The organism is Tindallia texcoconensis (assembly GCF_055383815.1).
In genome coordinates this window covers 158,140-173,856 of the sequence record NZ_AP042431.1, presented here as the reverse complement: position 1 = coordinate 173,856, position 15,717 = coordinate 158,140, and the positions used below count along the sequence as shown (strand labels likewise).

Sequence of the window (15,717 nt, the reverse complement as noted above, 5' to 3'; positions counted from 1 at the left end):
TATGAAAAAAGGCCGAATTATCAAAGCGCTGAGTGGTTTTTTTTACGTTCTGTGGAAGGATAGAATGATTACGTGTAAAGGCAGAGGAACGCTTAAAAAAACAGGAGCAGTGCCTATTGCTGGTGATTGGGTAGAGTTTAGTTTGGTGAGTGAATCACCTGATGAAGGATTGATAGAAGCAATACTGCCAAGACAAAATGAAATGCTCCGTCCTCCCTTGGCTAATTTAGATCAATTACTGGCCGTATTTGCAGTTAAGGATCCTATCCCTAATTTAGTCTTGTTGGATCGAATTCTACTGAGAGCTGAAATGCAAGGGCTTAGTTCGGGGATTTGTTTTAATAAAACAGATTTAATGGTATCAGAGGAAGGTCTGAAGTTGTTGGAAGGGTATGGACAGATAGGGTATCGAGTTTTTTTTCTTAGTGCTAAAACCGGCGATGGGATTGAAAGCTTAAGAGAATTTTTGAAAGATAAATCAACCGCTCTTGCTGGGGCTTCAGGTGTAGGGAAATCTACGGTGATCAATGCTCTTTACCCCAACTTTCAATTAAAAACTGGTGCGCTTAGTCGAAAAATACAACGTGGAAAACACACTACACGATACACAGAATTGCATGCAGCAGGAGAGAATACTTGGATTGCAGATACACCTGGTTTTAGTACACTGAAAGCCAGTGATTTAGAAACAGAAGAAGTGCGGTTTTTCTTTAGAGAATTTATGCCACTACAGGAAAACTGTCGCTTTCAATCCTGCCTTCATTTAAAAGAACCTGGCTGTCGCGTGAAAGAAGAGCTTAAAGAAGGTAGGATTATGCAACATCGTTATGAAAATTACAAAAAAATAATAGATGAAATACAGACAAATAGGAGGTATTGATATGGTTGAAATTGCACCATCAATCCTATCAGCGGATTTTGCGCGATTGGGTGAATCTGTAGAGATGGTTGAGTCGGCAGGGAGTGATATGCTACACATTGATGTTATGGACGGACGGTTTGTACCCAATATAACGATTGGACCAGTTGTTATTAAGTCCTTAAGAAATCAAAGCAAGCTTCCTTTTGATGTTCATTTAATGATTGTTGAACCAGAAAAATATATTGAAGCCTTTGCGAATGCAGGAGCAGACATCATAACAGTTCAGGCAGAAGCATGTACGCATTTAGATCGTGTGATTAATCAAATAAAAACTACTGGAGCCAAAGCGGGTGTTGCCTTAAATCCGTCTACTTCAGAGTCTGTTTTAGAGTATGTGCTGGATCAATTGGACATGGTTTTGATCATGTCTGTAAATCCAGGCTTTGGAGGTCAACAGTTTATTCCAGGAATGCTGAAAAAAATCACAATGATAAAAGAGGAAATCAAGGAACGAGGGTTAAAAACAAAAATTCAAGTCGACGGTGGAATCAATGTTGAAAATATAAGAAAGGTTGCTTTAGCGGGAGCAGATATTTTTGTAGCGGGATCAGCTATTTTTAACGCTGAAAGTCCAAGCTGTGCGGTAAAAACGTTGAAAAAAGAAGCTCTTACAGGAAAAAAATAGTTGGAGGAATGAAAAAATGAGGGCCCTAATTGTTACTAATGGCCAAATTAATGACTTGGATTATTTAAATAAAATAATCCTAAGTCACGATTATGTGATTTGTGTAGATGGAGCAGCTCGATATCTACATAGGATTCAAAAAAAGCCAGATTTGATGGTTGGGGACATGGACTCGGTACATGAAGTTGATATGATTTGGATTGAGTCCAGTCTTACTCCTGTTAATCGATACGAAACGCGAAAAGATTTCACAGACACAGAACTAGCTATTGAAGTTGCTCTAGACAAAAACCCAGAGCTTATTACAATTGTTGGTGCAGTTGGATCTCGATTAGATCACAGTTTAAGTAATATTTTTTTGCTAAAAAAAATTGCAGATGCTGGTGTGGAGGGCCAAATTGATGACGGTGATTTTGAAGTTTTATATCTATGGAAAGACAAACAGTTAAACTGGAAAAGAGGAGAAGTGGTTTCTTTTGTACCGACTAGTGAAAGTGAAATCAGGGTCACATTGGAAGGGTTTGAATACCCACTTTTCGAAAAAAGAATGACTCAAGGTACAAGTTTATGCATTAGTAATGTGGTGAAAAAAGATAATCCTATTATTAAAATAGTGGGGGGCGGTTTATTAGCTATTCGGAATAAAAAACCCCTTATCTGATACTTACATCAGGCAAGAGGCATTTACTGTTGGTTCATCACCATTACAAAGCTCGTTCGATTTTTCCGGACCGAAGGCACCGGGTGCAGACATTGACTCTTCTAGTGGAACCGTTTACAACCGCTTTTATTTTTCGAAGGTTTGGCAGCCAAACTCGTTTATTATGACGATTTGAGTGACTGACGCTATTTCCGAAAACTTTTCCTTTGTTACATACGCTACACGTTTTAGCCAAGATGATACACCTCCTTTAAGAAAGGTCGACCTTTAAAACATTGTAATACTATCACATATTAATTGATTTTGCAATAAGTAACTTTAATATGCTGTATCTTAACTGAAAATAGTATATGGATTAGCACGAAGCCTTGAACTATCAGTCCGTTTACTATACAATAAAACTAGCTTTTTGGCAACCTATTTAGCAGAAATCAAATAAAGATCTTTTTAGGTCTTTCGAAAAGATGATGCAGTAATGATGATAAGGAGGAACAATATATGCCCGGAAAGTTAGCCAATCAATATGGAACTACAATTATCGATGACCATGTCCTGGCGTCCATCGCTGGTCTTTCTGCTATGGAGTGTTACGGAGTAGTAGGGATGGTAACGAAAACTGCCGCTGGTGGACTGGTCGAGTTGTTTAAGAGGGAGCAGTCCAATAGAGGTGTGAAAGTCCATACAAATGAAAATGAAATACAGATTGATTTATTTGTAATCATAGAATTTGGGACGCGTATTTCTGTTGTAGCTAACAATATCATTGAAAAAGTCAAATATAATATTGAAACCCTAACAGGAATGAATGTGACAAAGGTCAATATTAACATTCAGGGTGTGCGTGTGCACAAGTAACTTAAGGAGGTATGGTTTTGAAATGCAGACAGTGGATGGCAAAGTCTTTAAAAATATGATGGCAGCAGCTAGAAAAGTGCTATTGGATCAGCAGGAATTAATCAATGAGCTAAATGTTTTTCCAGTCCCAGACGGAGATACTGGTACGAATATGTCTTTAACCATGGAATCCGCCTTGAAAGAAATGAAAAAAGAAGAGAGTGAAGACATTTTCGACTTGGCTGAAGCTGTAGCGAACGGTTCTTTGATGGGAGCTAGAGGGAACTCGGGAGTTATTCTATCTCAACTTTTCCGTGGTTTTGCTAAGAGTTTAAAAAATAAAAAGCAAATAACAGCAAGAGAAATAGCTGTAGCTATGAAAAATGCATCGGATACGGCTTATAAGGCAGTAATGAAGCCAACAGAAGGGACGATTTTAACAGTAGCACGAGAAAGTGCGGATGCAGCTTTGTTGCTAGCAGAAACTGATCAAGACATTGAAAAATTCATGAAAAATGTGCTTCAAAAAGCCAAGGAATCTCTTGATAGAACCCCGGAACTGCTGAAAGTCTTAAAGGATGCTGGAGTTGTTGATTCAGGAGGTAAAGGGCTAGTAGCCATTATAGAGGGAGCATTGCTTGGTATTACAGGCGATGTTGATGAGATTAAGACAGAGAATACGATTCGTTATATAGACGATGTACATTACGAAGAAGTGGATCATGGAGAACTAGAATTTGGTTATTGTACAGAGTTCATTATTAACGCTGAGAATGTAAACACAGATGTATTTCGCCAAAAAATTAGCTCAGAAGGCGACTCTATGCTGGTAGTAGGAAACGAACATGTAGTAAAAGTACATATTCATACCAATCATCCTGGAAGAGTCATGGAAGCGGCTATGGAATTAGGAAGTTTAAGTGATATAAAAATAGATAATATGAGGCAACAACACCGCCATAAGGTTATTGAAAGTACACTTGATGAAGAACAGGGATTAAATCATTATGGAATGATTACGGTAGCCATGGGGGAAGGTCTTGCGAAAATTATGAAAGATTTTAATGTGGACGTCATCATTGAAGGCGGACAGACCATGAATCCAAGTACAGAAGATTTTTTAAAAGCTTTAGACAGAATTAATGCAGAGCATATTTTTATTATGCCTAATAATAGCAATATCATCATGGCTGCAAATCAAGCTAGGGATATAACCGATAAAAAGGTAACGGTTATTCCAACGAAAACGATTCCTCAAGGAATTGCGGCTGTTTTGGCTTTTAATCTATTGGAAGATGCAGAAACAAATACGGAAGCTATGTCAGAAGCGATTCAAAATGTCAAAACTGGACAGGTAACCTATGCAGTAAGAGACACCAACTTCAATGGAATTAACATTGTAAAAGATGAACTTATTGGTCTAAGTGATAAAGAAATCCGCTCTGCAGGTAAGGATATTTCCCGAGTGGCTTCTGAGTTGATTCGTCAAATGGTATCAAATGAAGATGAGATCCTGACGATTTTCTATGGAGAAGAGGTAGAGTTGGAAGAAGCAGAAAAACTACAGAGATTACTTGAAGACGCTTATCCTGATCTGGAGGTGGAGTTGTATGAAGGTGGACAACCGTTATACTACTATATTTTTTCCTTGGAATAATGGAGAAAGACTATGCGTGTGATAGCAGGGAGCGCTAAAGGACATCTATTGAAAGTTCCCAAAGGAGAATCAGTTCGACCCACGGCGGATCGAGTGAAAGAAGGGGTTTTTAGCAGCATCCAGCAAAAAATTTTTTCCAGCATCGTCGTAGATTTGTTTGCAGGTTCAGGAAATTTGACGATAGAATGCCTTTCGCGGGGTGCTTCCCATGGCTACTGTATAGAATGGGATGAAGAGCATGTGAGTTGCATTCGAGAAAATATTCAGAAAACAAATTTTTCAGAATGTGTTACTATTCTTCAGAAAGACGTAAAGGCAAGCATTCCATGGTTATTTCAAAAAGGAATCAAGGCGGATTTGCTTTTTATGGACCCACCATACCATCGAGAATTGATTCAATCAACCTTAGAACAATTATCTTCCTATGATATGCTTAACAAAGATGGTATTATAGTAGCAGAGCATGGTAAGTCAGAAAGATCACCTGAAAAAGTAGGTTCATTCTATCGGTTTAAACAAAAAAAATATGGGTGTACTATAATTTCCTATTACAGGAAGGAAGAAATAGAATGACAATAGCTATTTATCCTGGAAGTTTTGATCCAATTACCAATGGGCACTTGGATATTATTCAGAGAGCCGCATCTATTCACGAACAAGTAATTGTAACTGTGATGGCTAATAATTCTAAAAAACCCATGTTTTCCCTTCAACAAAGAGTGGAGTTTATTGAAAGAGCTTCACGAAACATCCCTAATGTAAGGGTGGAATCATATTCTGGCCTCTTGGTAGCTTTTGCACGCAAAAACCAAGCGAAAGTCATTATCAAAGGGCTTAGAGCGGTTTCAGATTTTGAATACGAGTTTCAAATGGCCCTTATGAACAGAAAACTAGACGATGGAGTAGAAACTATGTTTTTAATGACACAAAGCCAGTATTCATATTTGAGTTCTAGTGTGGTGAAAGAAGTGGCAAAGCTAGGTGGTTGTATTAAAGACCTAATTCCGGAGTCTATTGAAGAAGATGTGAGACAACATTTTAACCAGAAATGATATTTGGGAGGGATTGCGTTGGATGTATTGCAACTGCTTGAAGAGTTAGAAGATATTGTTGAAAGTGGATCAACCATCCCTTTTGCGAACCGAGTTATGGTTGATAAAGGAGAATTATTAGAAATAATTAAAGAAGTACGGATCCATTTACCAGATGAAATGAAGCAGGCCCAATGGATTAAAGAAGAAAGACAACGAATATTGCAGGAAGCTCAGATGGAAGGAGAACAAACGATAGACGCAGCTCGCAAGCATGCGGAAGCTCTCGTAGAAGAAGATGAAATTGTTCAAATGGCGAAAGCCAAGGCAGAGGAAATCCTTCAGCAGGCTCAACAGGCTTCAAGGGATATGAAGCAAAGTGCTAGAGAATATACAGATGAGCTGTTACAAGATGCAGAAGGAACAGCTAGAGAGATGTTGGAAATCATCACAGAAAATCGCAAAGAATTAAACCAGATGAAATCAAACACATAAAAATGAAGGGCTTAAATGATTAAGGCAGGTAACTGGGACTCTTTAAATAGTCAGACCTGCCTTTTGCTATTTTGGGAGATGAGACAGCTAATTCATGTAGATCTGTTCCTCGAAAATCTAGTTCAAGTTGGTTAGAAGCTTTTGGGTTAGGGGGATGAAAATCTGCTGTTTTAGTGATGATAGGTAGGGAAGCATTCTTTTTACAAAGATTAATTAATCGCCTACCTTGCTGATTAAATGCTAAAATGCGAATGTACTCAGGTTTTCCATGCTGGTACCAATAGGTGGTATCCGATTTTTTGATATCAAGAAGAATGTGCATTAACATTCGTTGAATCCGAGTATATGGGTATCGCTTTGATTTTACGCAGTGGCAAAATTCTTGCCACTGCAATGATTGATGAGTACATTCGATTAATTTATGTTCCAATCCTTCTGTGACGTCTGTCAATTGTTTAAAATCATTTACGGACATTCGTTTTAATAGGACCATTAATCCTTGATTAAAATCTTCGGACATCACAAACTTCTTATGCTTCATCAAATAGTTTTCTAAAATTTGAAAACTTGTTACGGGCATGGTTTCTTTCAATGCATGCAAAGAAGTATTTTCTTTGATATGTCTTCGAATGCCAGTGGCAGAGCTGATTTGTTGTAATTCAGTACTGTGATAACCAGCTCCCATACGCTGAATTGTATAGGCTTGAATCCTAGAATTAGAAAGATAAAGGTGCTTGGTATATAGCATGCCAAGGATGTTGTTTGGTTGTTGAAAAAAAGATCTCCATTTAGGAGAGTTATCATATTCTTGAAGTGATAATTGCTGAGAACGAGCAAAAGAATAGCCTTTTTTTAAGTGCTTTTGAAGGCTTAACTCTATTGTCTTTGGAGGATTAGCGAGGAGTTTTCCGATGTTTTGGAATAATTCCATATCCCCAGACTCACTACCGAAACTAAGGGCATCGATGATCCCCATTTGATTTAGTAGAGAAACACTCCCTCTAGCAAACTGGTCTGCTGTTGAACAAGAATAAATGACAGGTAGTTCTACCACAAGGTCAACGCCAGCCTTAACAGCCATTTCTGCTCGGGACCATTTGTCTAGCAAAGCGGGTTCTCCGCGTTGCAAAAAGTGGCCACTCATGACTGCGACACTATAGGTGGAACCTGTGAGTAGTTTTGATTGAGTCAAGTGATATAGATGCCCATTATGAAATGGATTATATTCAGTAATTAAACCAACAATACGCATAATATTCAGTCCTTTATATTCTATGAATGTGGTGAAGTAGTTCTATATTTTATCATAGTTTTACATTTAACCTTGCAAAAACTTGAAATCATTTCATTTTTTTATTATGATTGAAATGTTAGCATGGCCGATTGTTTAATTCACTATAAAAAGTTCTGGGAGGTTTTATTAATGAAAGTACTAGTTTTAAATTGTGGAAGCTCTTCGTTAAAGTATCAGATTATTAACATGGAAACGGAAGAATTGTTAGCAAAAGGAATTGCAGAAAGGATAGGTTTAGAAGGTTCCTTTGTTAAACACGAGCCTGCTAATAAAGAAAAAGAAGTCATTAAAACAGAGTTAAAAGATCATAAAGATGCTATTAAAGTACTGGTTGACGCATTACTAGATAGCAAATATGGAGTAGTAACTACCATGGATGAAATTGAAGCTGTAGGCCATAGGGTCGTTCACGGTGGAGAAAAGTTTTCTGGATCTGTAATGATTACCAAGGAAGTCATCGATACGTTAGAAGAGTGTTCTGAATTGGCACCATTGCATAATCCACCAAATCTGATGGGTATTTATGCTTGCCAGGAAATTATGCCCAAAACACCTATGGTGGGAGTTTTTGATACTGCTTTTCATCAAACGATGCCACCTTCTTCTTACTTATATGCACTACCTTATGAATACTATGAAAACCATAAAATTAGGAGATACGGTTTCCATGGTACATCTCATAAATACGTTGCGCTAAAAACCGCAGAAATGCTTGGGAAACCCTTGGAAGAGCTTAGTATGATTACTTGCCACTTAGGCAATGGTGCTAGTATGGCCGCCGTACAGAATGGTGAATCTTTAGATACTAGCATGGGCTTTACACCATTAGAAGGTCTTGTCATGGGAACTCGTTGTGGAGATATTGATCCTGCCATTATTGCTTTTATGATGGATAAAGAGAATATGTCTATTGATGAAGTGAATAATGTGATGAATAAAAAGTCTGGTGTTCTTGGGATATCAGGTGTCAGCAGTGATTTCAGAGACTTAGAAGAAGCTGCCGATGAAGGAAATGAAAGAGCCAAAATAGCTCTGGAGATTTTTTATAAAAAAGTAACCAAATACATTGGTGCTTATGCTGCTGAAATGGGTGCTTTGGATGCTATAGTCTTTACGGCAGGATTAGGTGAAAACTCTGATGTAGCTAGAAGAGAAATATGTAAAACATTAGGGTTTATGGGCGCTGTTATTGATGATAGCAAAAATAACGGTGTGAGAGGGAAGGAAACCATTGTTAGCACAGATGATTCGAAAGTAAAAATTGTTTTAATGCCCACGAATGAAGAATTAATGATTGCACGGGAGACGAAGTCACTGGTATAATAATGTCGAGTGATAACACTTGACAAAATCTTCTCTTCGCCATATAATTTCTCTGTTGATAAAGAAGGCGGTTGTTGAATGTTTCAGTTATCCGTAGTTTTCAAAAGTGAACAATATTCCTATGAGTATCAAACCACCTATGAAGTACCGGATCAGGATTACTATGGTGATCCGGTGGTGTTTGACAGACCAGCAGAAGTAAAAGTGCGATTCTACAAAGTGCAAGATGCGCTTTACATGAATCTGCAGATTATCTACACCATTGGAATGAAATGTGCTAGGTGTTTAGGGTTGATCTGTCATGAAAAAGCAATTAACAAAAGCTTTCAGTTGATTTCCCTAAAGAGTAGGGATCAATCGTCCGTTAATGAATTGGAAGAAGATGTGCTCTTTTATGAAAAAGAACAGTTGGATTTGGAAAGCATAGTTCATGAACAAATTATTTTGGGGATTCCAATTAAAATAGTTTGTGATGAAAAATGCCAAGGAATCTGTAGTCAATGTGGTAAGCCAGCAAAAGACAATAGCTGTTTATGCGAAAAAGCCATTGAAAAACCGGAAACGGACCCAAGGCTAGCCAAATTGAAAGACTGGTATCAGGAATAATAAGGAGGTGTCACAATGCCAGTACCAAAGCGAAAAACATCAAAATCCGATCGTGATTCCAGAAGAGCTGCAAATTCAAAGTATACGGCTCCTTCGGTGCAAGAATGTCCACAATGTCATGAGCCTAAGCTCCCACATTACGTTTGTTCGGATTGCGGATACTACAAAGGGAAGGAAGTAATTGAAACAAAGTAATGAAACGGCGGTAATGCATTTAGCATTGCCGCTTCTTTTTATGTTGCATCATGTCTTCTTGCTTACAGATAAATTCTCGGGTATACTGATGCTAGTATCTGGTACTAACAAACAATGAGGTGGAATCATGGTGGGGATAAAAAAGCGGACTAAAAAAGAACGTCAACTTCAATTGGATCAGTTGATTGGTGAAGATCCTTTCTTAACAGATGAGGATTTGTCAGAACATTTTCATGTCAGCATTCAGACGATTCGACTAGATCGTCTTGAGATGGGTATTCCTGAATTGCGAGCAAGGCTTAAGTCTGTTGCGGCTGATAATTATGAAAAGGTAAAAAGCATGGCTGGAGCAGAAATTGTAGGAGAGCTCATTGATTTGACTCTTGGAAAAGGCGGTATTTCAATTCTTGAAACAAATCGAGACATGGCTTTTAGAAAAACAAAATTAGTTCGTGGTCACCATATTTTTTCTCAAGCAGAATCCTTGGCTATGGCAGTCATTGATGCCAGTAAAGCCATAACTGGAGTTTCGAATATCAAATATATCCAACCTGTTAATGCAGGGACAAAACTGATTGCTAAGGCAGAGGTGGTACGTGTAAGATCGAATAAACACTTTGTTCATGTTATGACTTATGCCAACCAGGAGCAGGTTTTTAGGGGTAAGTTTATTCTGGTGACATTAGAAGAACAGGAGGAGTCAAGATGAGAATAGTGTTAGACGCTATGGGCGGTGATTTTGGTCCAGAAGTCACGGTGGCTGGAGCGGTTGAAGCCGTTCGTGAATTTCAACTAGATGTGATACTTACGGGAGATGAAAAACTGATTGGGCAGGCTATGAAGAATCTTCAGTATAAAGGTAATGCTATTTCAGTGGTTCATTGTTCGGAAACCATTGAAAACAGTGACAAGCCATCTACAGCTTTGCGGAAAAAGAAAAATTCTTCTTTGGTAGTAGCGATGCAGATGGTGAAGGAAGGGAAGGCGGACGCAATTATTTCTGCTGGAAACACAGGAGCTTTGCTTGCGGGTGGTCTTTTTATTATTGGGCGCATCAAAGGGATCTCACGTCCAGCTTTAGCTGTTCCATTTCCGACACCAAATGGAATTTCGCTTTTGGTCGATGCAGGAGCTAATGCAGAGTGCAAACCTCAACATTTATATGAATTTGCACTAATGGGAAGCCTCTATATGAATACCATTTTAAATAAACAAACACCGAAAGTATATCTGGCCAACGTGGGGATTGAAGAAGGTAAAGGCAATGACTTAACAAAAGAAAGCTACGCGATACTTAAGAATTCTGACTTGTCATTTCAGGGGAATATCGAAGCTAGAGACATACCAACAGGAACTGCTGATGTTATTGTGTGTGATGGGTTTACAGGGAATATTATCTTAAAACTCTTTGAAGGCGTAGCTCAAACTTTTTCAGCTGGTTTAAAAGAGGCAATAGTATCCAATTGGAAAAGCAGATTAGGGGGATTAATGATAAAGCCAGCATTACATTCTTTTAAAAAACAATTTGACTACACAGAACATGGTGGTGTTCCTCTTCTAGGTGTCAATGGACTGCTAATTAAGGCTCATGGTAGTTCAAATGCGAAAGCCATTAAAAATGCAATGAAGCAAGCGAAAATTGGATATGAAGCAGATTTAGTGAACAAAATTATTCATCGAATTGATAAAAAAGATCAATTCTGGAAAAACCATCCACAAGAGAAATATGGGGAGGATCTTGTAGGTGATGAAAAATGAAAGCCTTAAGTCAATGGAAAGATAGTATTGAACATCTGCAAAGACAAATTGGATATCATTTTGATGATCAACAGTTACTTATGGAAGCATTAACTCATAGTTCTTTTTCTAATGAATGGAAACAAAATCGTATTGCCAATAATGAGCGACTTGAATTTCTGGGTGATTCTGTTCTTGGTCTTATTATCAGTCAGTATATTTTTAAGTCCTATCAAAAACTGCCGGAAGGAGAACTGACGAAAGTCAGAGCTAATGTGGTTTGTGAAGTTTCATTAGCACAAAAAGCTCGAACTTTATTCCTGGGAGAATACTTATTGCTAGGCAAAGGAGAAGAATCTAGTGGGGGTAGAAATAGGGATTCTATTTTGGCAGATGGAATGGAAGCTTTAATAGCGGCTATTTATATGGATAGTAGTTATGAAGAAGCTAGTCGGTTTGTGTTGAATCACTTTATAGATATGATAGATTTGGCAGCTAGCGGGAATTTAATGAAAGATTATAAGACTCAGTTGCAAGAATTAATTCAGAGTTCTGGAAAAGGACGGATGGAATACGTAGTGGTAAACGAAGAAGGACCAGATCATAGCAAAGTTTTTTTTGTGGAAGTACAATCGGAACAAAAAATTCTTGGTCAAGGATCTGGAAAAAATAAAAAAGAAGCAGAACAAAATGCAGCAAAAGCAGCCATTGAAAGATTGTTTTAGGAAGGAAGAAGCTTGATGCATTTAAAACGGTTGGAAATAAAAGGATTTAAGTCATTTGCCTATAGAGTAGATTTTCAGTTTGATAAAGGTGTGACTGGCGTAGTAGGCCCCAATGGATGTGGAAAAAGTAATGTTACGGAAGCAGTTCGATGGGTTTTAGGAGAACAAAGCGCTCGCAATCTTCGTGGATACAAAATGGAAGATGTAATTTTTTCTGGAACAGATAGAAAAAGACCCCAGAGCATGGCCGAAGTATCTATTGTTTTAGATAACGCTAGCCAAGGATTAAGAATTCCTTATGAAGAAGTATGTTTAACCAGAAGAGTCTATCGATCTGGAGAAGGCGAGTATTTAATCAATGGTAGTCCCTGCAGGCGAAAAGATGTAAAAGAACTTTTGATGGATACCGGAATTGGTAAGGAAGGGTACTCCATGATCAGTCAGGGGCGTATTGATGAAATTCTCAGCCAAAAAGGGGAAGATAGAAGACTATTATTCGATGAAGCTGCTGGTATCGTTAAGTATCGAACTCGTAAGGAAGAAGCAGAGAAAAAAATTGAAAGAACCGAAGATAATCTACTTCGTATTAAGGATATTTTGCTCGAATTAGATCAGCATTTGAGTCCTTTATCTCAACAGGCCAGTAAAGCTGAGACCTATCTAGAACTTAAGGAAAAAATAGATTACTTAGAAGTCTCCGAAGTGTTTAACAGCATAAACAATCAGAAGCAGGCCATTGAAGAAAACCAGAATCGGTTATATGGAGTTCGGAAGGAAATGGATCAACTGGTAGGACAGGAAGAGTCATTGCAACACGCTTTAAGGAAGAAAGAAGATAAGTTAGAGTGTTTGCGGACTGTGATGATAGAGTCAAGAAATTTATTGGAAACAAAGAAGTCTGAACTGGATGAGAATCGCCTTCAACAACAAATGCAGATGCAACAGATACAACATCAACAGCAACAAATAAAGACTCTAGAAAAAACCTTAGAAGAGCAAGCGAAAATCTTTCAGACCGTTGAAACAAAATTGGATGACTTGAAAAAGAAGAGTCTATATGCCTCGGAAGTTCAAAAAAACAAAGAGGAGGCGTTTCGAAAGAGTCAGGAATTGATAACACGTCAAAAAAAAATGGTGGCAAAAATTCGAAACCAAGTAGAAGAGAACAAAACTGATGTTGTAGAAGCTTTAAAGAAGTTAAATAGTTATCAAAATCAATTTGAGCGTATTCATACACTAAAAGAAACTGCTCATCATCGTTGGTCTGATTTGTTAAAAGAAATAAAAGAAAAAAGTGATTCGTTGAAATCTAATAAACATTTATATCGGAAAAACCAAGATGAAAAAAAGAGAGTTGCAGAGCAAAAGAAACAGTTGGAGATAAGAATTTCAAGTGAAAAAGAGAAGTACTCTAGAAAGCAAGAAGAATTTAATTTGATGCAAAATGAATTAATGATGCTAAAACAAGAATTACAGCGTATAACACAACAGAAAAATTTATTGGTCAATTTAGAGAAAAATTTTGAAGGCTTTCAAAGAGGCGTGAAGAATGTGTTGAAAGCTGTTGAAGAAAAAACAGAACTATCTGATGGGTTTCATGGTGTTGTAGCGGATTTGCTGGATGTTCCACAAGGATATGAAATAGCCGTTGAAACAGCTCTAGGCCAATCCATACAGTTTTTGGTGACAGAATATGATCATCAAGCGAGAAAGATAATTGAATTTTTAAGAAAAACGAATCAGGGACGAGTTACAATCTTACCAATAAAAACCATACAAGTACGTAGCTTTAAGCAAAATGAGTACAGCGTACTGTCTGGTTTTACCGAGGCTACATGTGCTCTAGATTTAGTGCATTTCCCTGAACCTTATAAATCGGTCTTTTCTAATCTTTTAGGGAGAGTGGTTATTGCAGAAGATCTGGAAATCGCCATGAAAATTAGTAGGAAATTTAAACAACAGATCAAGATTGCAACCCTGAAGGGTGAACTCATTATGCCAGGAGGATCTATGACGGGAGGTAGTCATTCAAAACAGCAGGATGGATTGTTGCTTCGGAAGAGAGAGATTGATGAGTTGAGTCATGAAGTGTGTCGAATTCAAAAGAAATTAGAAAATGAATCTGGAAAAATGGAATCTATACAGAAGCAGGTATTTCAGTGCAAATCATTGCTAGAAGATTTGCATAAACAACTAGATGAATTGGAAAAACAGGATATTAGAATTGCAAGCTTTGTGGATAACCTTTGTATTAATGTGAAGGAATTGGAAGGGGCTAGTCAGCGATTAAATTCTGAAAAAAAAGATTTAGAAAAAAATCTAAGCTATCTTGGGTCAGAAGAAGAAAAAATTCTGCTCCACAGGGAAGAGATAGAAAAAAGAATAGAGGCTGAAAGAGGAGCAGTGGATAAAGAAATTCAAGTTTTGAAAGTAGAAGAGGAAAATCTAGAAACAATGCTCGACAAAAATACTTCTCTACGAGTTGAAATGGCAGAGTTTCGAGAAAAAAATGTGTCCTTTCAGAATGAAAAAAAAGAACTGGTAGCTCGGAAGGAACAAGAGTATCTTAAAAAAGAACAGATCCAAGTACAGATAATACAAATTAAAAAAGATTTGCAGGGAGTCTCAAATGAATTAGATCGATTAACAAAAGAGCAAAAGCAATTGGAATCGAAGCAACAATATCAAAAAGAAATATTAGATAAGTTACAACAAGAGGAAGAAGACTATAGGCATTTGCGTATCAATCAATTAGGGGAATTAGAAACTCTTCGAAAAAGAGTAGAATCCATTAGGGCGCATTATACACAGATCCAAATGAAAATATCTAAAAAGGAGTGGGAAGTTCAACAACTTTTGGAGAAACTAGCGCTTTATAATATAGATAGCCTAGATGAGGCTGAACAACGTATGCAGAGACCGCCGTTGCCTTCTATGAACTCATATTCCTTGAAAGGATTAAAAGAAGAAATGCAATCTTTAGGTGAAGTTCATGTAGGAGCTATAGAAGAATATCGTCGAGTTAAAGAAAGGCACACATTTCTAACGACACAGAAACAAGATATGGAAGATGCAAGAGATTCGCTGCAAGATATTATTAAAGAATTAGAAGAAAAGATGGTACAACAATTTGAATTACAATTTAAAAAAATACAAGTATCGTTTAAAAAGGTATTTCAACAACTCTTTAACGGGGGGAATGCAGAACTGGTGTTGGATAATCCTGATTGTATTTTACAATCAGGGGTGGATGTTGTGGCTCAACCGCCAGGGAAAAAATTTCAGCATTTATCATTGTTATCAGGTGGAGAAAAAGCAATGACAGCCATTTCTCTGCTATTTGGAATTTTGTTGGTGAAACCATCTCCTTTTTGTGTATTAGATGAGATTGAAGCAGCATTAGATGATGCTAATGTAGGACGTTTTGCTGACTTTTTGGTAGATCTTTCTAAGGAAATTCAATTTGTCGTGGTGACGCATAAAAAGCTGACGATGGAACGTGTGGATACACTTTACGGTATTACAATGGAAGAAAAAGGCATTTCAAAACTACTACGCCTAAAACTAGCAGATTTGGATGAAAAAATGATTGCTGGATAAGTGATAAAGGAA

General features: G+C 37.5%; 17 protein-coding genes. 15 read left to right on the top strand and 2 right to left on the bottom strand.

Annotation, left to right across the window (positions count from 1 at the left end; translation table 11 throughout):
* Window position 1: 1 nt before the first annotated feature.
* Genes rsgA through ACZ47N_RS00870 form a run of 3 tightly spaced genes read left to right on the top strand, consistent with a single transcriptional unit; the run spans window position 2 to window position 2,208 of the window.
* A complete protein-coding gene (rsgA, locus tag ACZ47N_RS00880) occupies window positions 2-880 on the top strand; it encodes a ribosome small subunit-dependent GTPase A (protein WP_464887255.1) in 879 nt (292 codons plus the stop codon).
* A gap of 1 nt (window position 881) precedes the next feature.
* Window positions 882-1,547: a ribulose-phosphate 3-epimerase gene (gene rpe / locus ACZ47N_RS00875; RefSeq protein WP_464887254.1), complete on the top strand. Its 666-nt coding sequence runs from the start codon at window positions 882-884 to the stop codon at window positions 1,545-1,547.
* Window positions 1,548-1,563: 16 nt separating this feature from the next.
* Window positions 1,564-2,208, top strand: a complete 645-nt coding sequence (locus ACZ47N_RS00870; RefSeq protein ID WP_464887253.1) for a thiamine diphosphokinase — start codon at window positions 1,564-1,566, stop codon at window positions 2,206-2,208.
* Window positions 2,209-2,251: 43 nt separating this feature from the next.
* On the opposite strand, the gene rpmB is transcribed toward ACZ47N_RS00870, so the two are convergent.
* Entirely contained in the window at window positions 2,252-2,443 is a 192-nt protein-coding gene (rpmB, locus tag ACZ47N_RS00865) for a 50S ribosomal protein L28 (RefSeq protein ID WP_464887252.1), read from the bottom strand.
* 263 nt (window positions 2,444-2,706) lie between these two features.
* On the opposite strand from rpmB, the gene ACZ47N_RS00860 reads away from it, so the two are divergent.
* Genes ACZ47N_RS00860 through ACZ47N_RS00840 form a run of 5 tightly spaced genes read left to right on the top strand, consistent with a single transcriptional unit; the run spans window position 2,707 to window position 6,225 of the window.
* A complete protein-coding gene (locus ACZ47N_RS00860) occupies window positions 2,707-3,063 on the top strand; it encodes an Asp23/Gls24 family envelope stress response protein (protein ID WP_464887251.1) in 357 nt (118 codons plus the stop codon).
* A gap of 22 nt (window positions 3,064-3,085) precedes the next feature.
* Complete coding sequence (locus ACZ47N_RS00855; protein ID WP_464887250.1) at window positions 3,086-4,699, top strand: DAK2 domain-containing protein; 1,614 nt, start codon at window positions 3,086-3,088, stop codon at window positions 4,697-4,699.
* 12 nt (window positions 4,700-4,711) lie between these two features.
* A complete protein-coding gene (gene rsmD / locus ACZ47N_RS00850) occupies window positions 4,712-5,272 on the top strand; it encodes a 16S rRNA (guanine(966)-N(2))-methyltransferase RsmD (RefSeq protein ID WP_464887249.1) in 561 nt (186 codons plus the stop codon).
* Window positions 5,269-5,751, top strand: a complete 483-nt coding sequence (gene coaD / locus ACZ47N_RS00845; RefSeq protein WP_464887248.1) for a pantetheine-phosphate adenylyltransferase — start codon at window positions 5,269-5,271, stop codon at window positions 5,749-5,751. The genes rsmD and coaD overlap by 4 nt, the downstream gene beginning before the upstream one ends.
* 18 nt (window positions 5,752-5,769) lie before the next feature.
* Window positions 5,770-6,225 (top strand): ATP synthase subunit B family protein, encoded by a 456-nt coding sequence (locus tag ACZ47N_RS00840; RefSeq protein WP_464887247.1) that lies wholly within the window; start codon window positions 5,770-5,772, stop codon window positions 6,223-6,225.
* A gap of 19 nt (window positions 6,226-6,244) precedes the next feature.
* On the opposite strand, the gene ACZ47N_RS00835 is transcribed toward ACZ47N_RS00840, so the two are convergent.
* Entirely contained in the window at window positions 6,245-7,477 is a 1,233-nt protein-coding gene (locus ACZ47N_RS00835) for a nucleotidyltransferase (RefSeq protein ID WP_464887246.1), read from the bottom strand.
* 171 nt (window positions 7,478-7,648) lie between these two features.
* Here ACZ47N_RS00835 and ACZ47N_RS00830 point away from each other — a divergent pair, with 171 nt between their 5' ends.
* From ACZ47N_RS00830 to smc, 7 genes are all read left to right on the top strand, one after another.
* Window positions 7,649-8,842, top strand: coding sequence for an acetate kinase (locus ACZ47N_RS00830; protein WP_464887245.1), 1,194 nt, complete (start codon window positions 7,649-7,651; stop codon window positions 8,840-8,842).
* A 78-nt stretch (window positions 8,843-8,920) separates the two neighbouring features.
* The gene (locus ACZ47N_RS00825) at window positions 8,921-9,448 is read left to right on the top strand and encodes a YceD family protein (RefSeq protein ID WP_464887244.1); all 528 of its coding nucleotides are present in this window, start codon (window positions 8,921-8,923) and stop codon (window positions 9,446-9,448) included.
* 15 nt (window positions 9,449-9,463) lie between these two features.
* Complete coding sequence (gene rpmF, locus ACZ47N_RS00820) at window positions 9,464-9,643, top strand: 50S ribosomal protein L32 (protein ID WP_464887243.1); 180 nt, start codon at window positions 9,464-9,466, stop codon at window positions 9,641-9,643.
* A gap of 127 nt (window positions 9,644-9,770) precedes the next feature.
* Complete coding sequence (fapR, locus tag ACZ47N_RS00815; protein WP_464887242.1) at window positions 9,771-10,352, top strand: transcription factor FapR; 582 nt, start codon at window positions 9,771-9,773, stop codon at window positions 10,350-10,352.
* Window positions 10,349-11,401 (top strand): phosphate acyltransferase PlsX, encoded by a 1,053-nt coding sequence (gene plsX / locus ACZ47N_RS00810; RefSeq protein WP_464887241.1) that lies wholly within the window; start codon window positions 10,349-10,351, stop codon window positions 11,399-11,401. Before fapR ends, plsX begins: the two co-directional genes overlap by 4 nt.
* Window positions 11,398-12,105, top strand: a complete 708-nt coding sequence (gene rnc / locus ACZ47N_RS00805; protein WP_464887240.1) for a ribonuclease III — start codon at window positions 11,398-11,400, stop codon at window positions 12,103-12,105. Before plsX ends, rnc begins: the two co-directional genes overlap by 4 nt.
* A 15-nt stretch (window positions 12,106-12,120) precedes the next feature.
* Complete coding sequence (gene smc / locus ACZ47N_RS00800; RefSeq protein ID WP_464887239.1) at window positions 12,121-15,705, top strand: chromosome segregation protein SMC; 3,585 nt, start codon at window positions 12,121-12,123, stop codon at window positions 15,703-15,705.
* Window positions 15,706-15,717: the final 12 nt, after the last annotated feature.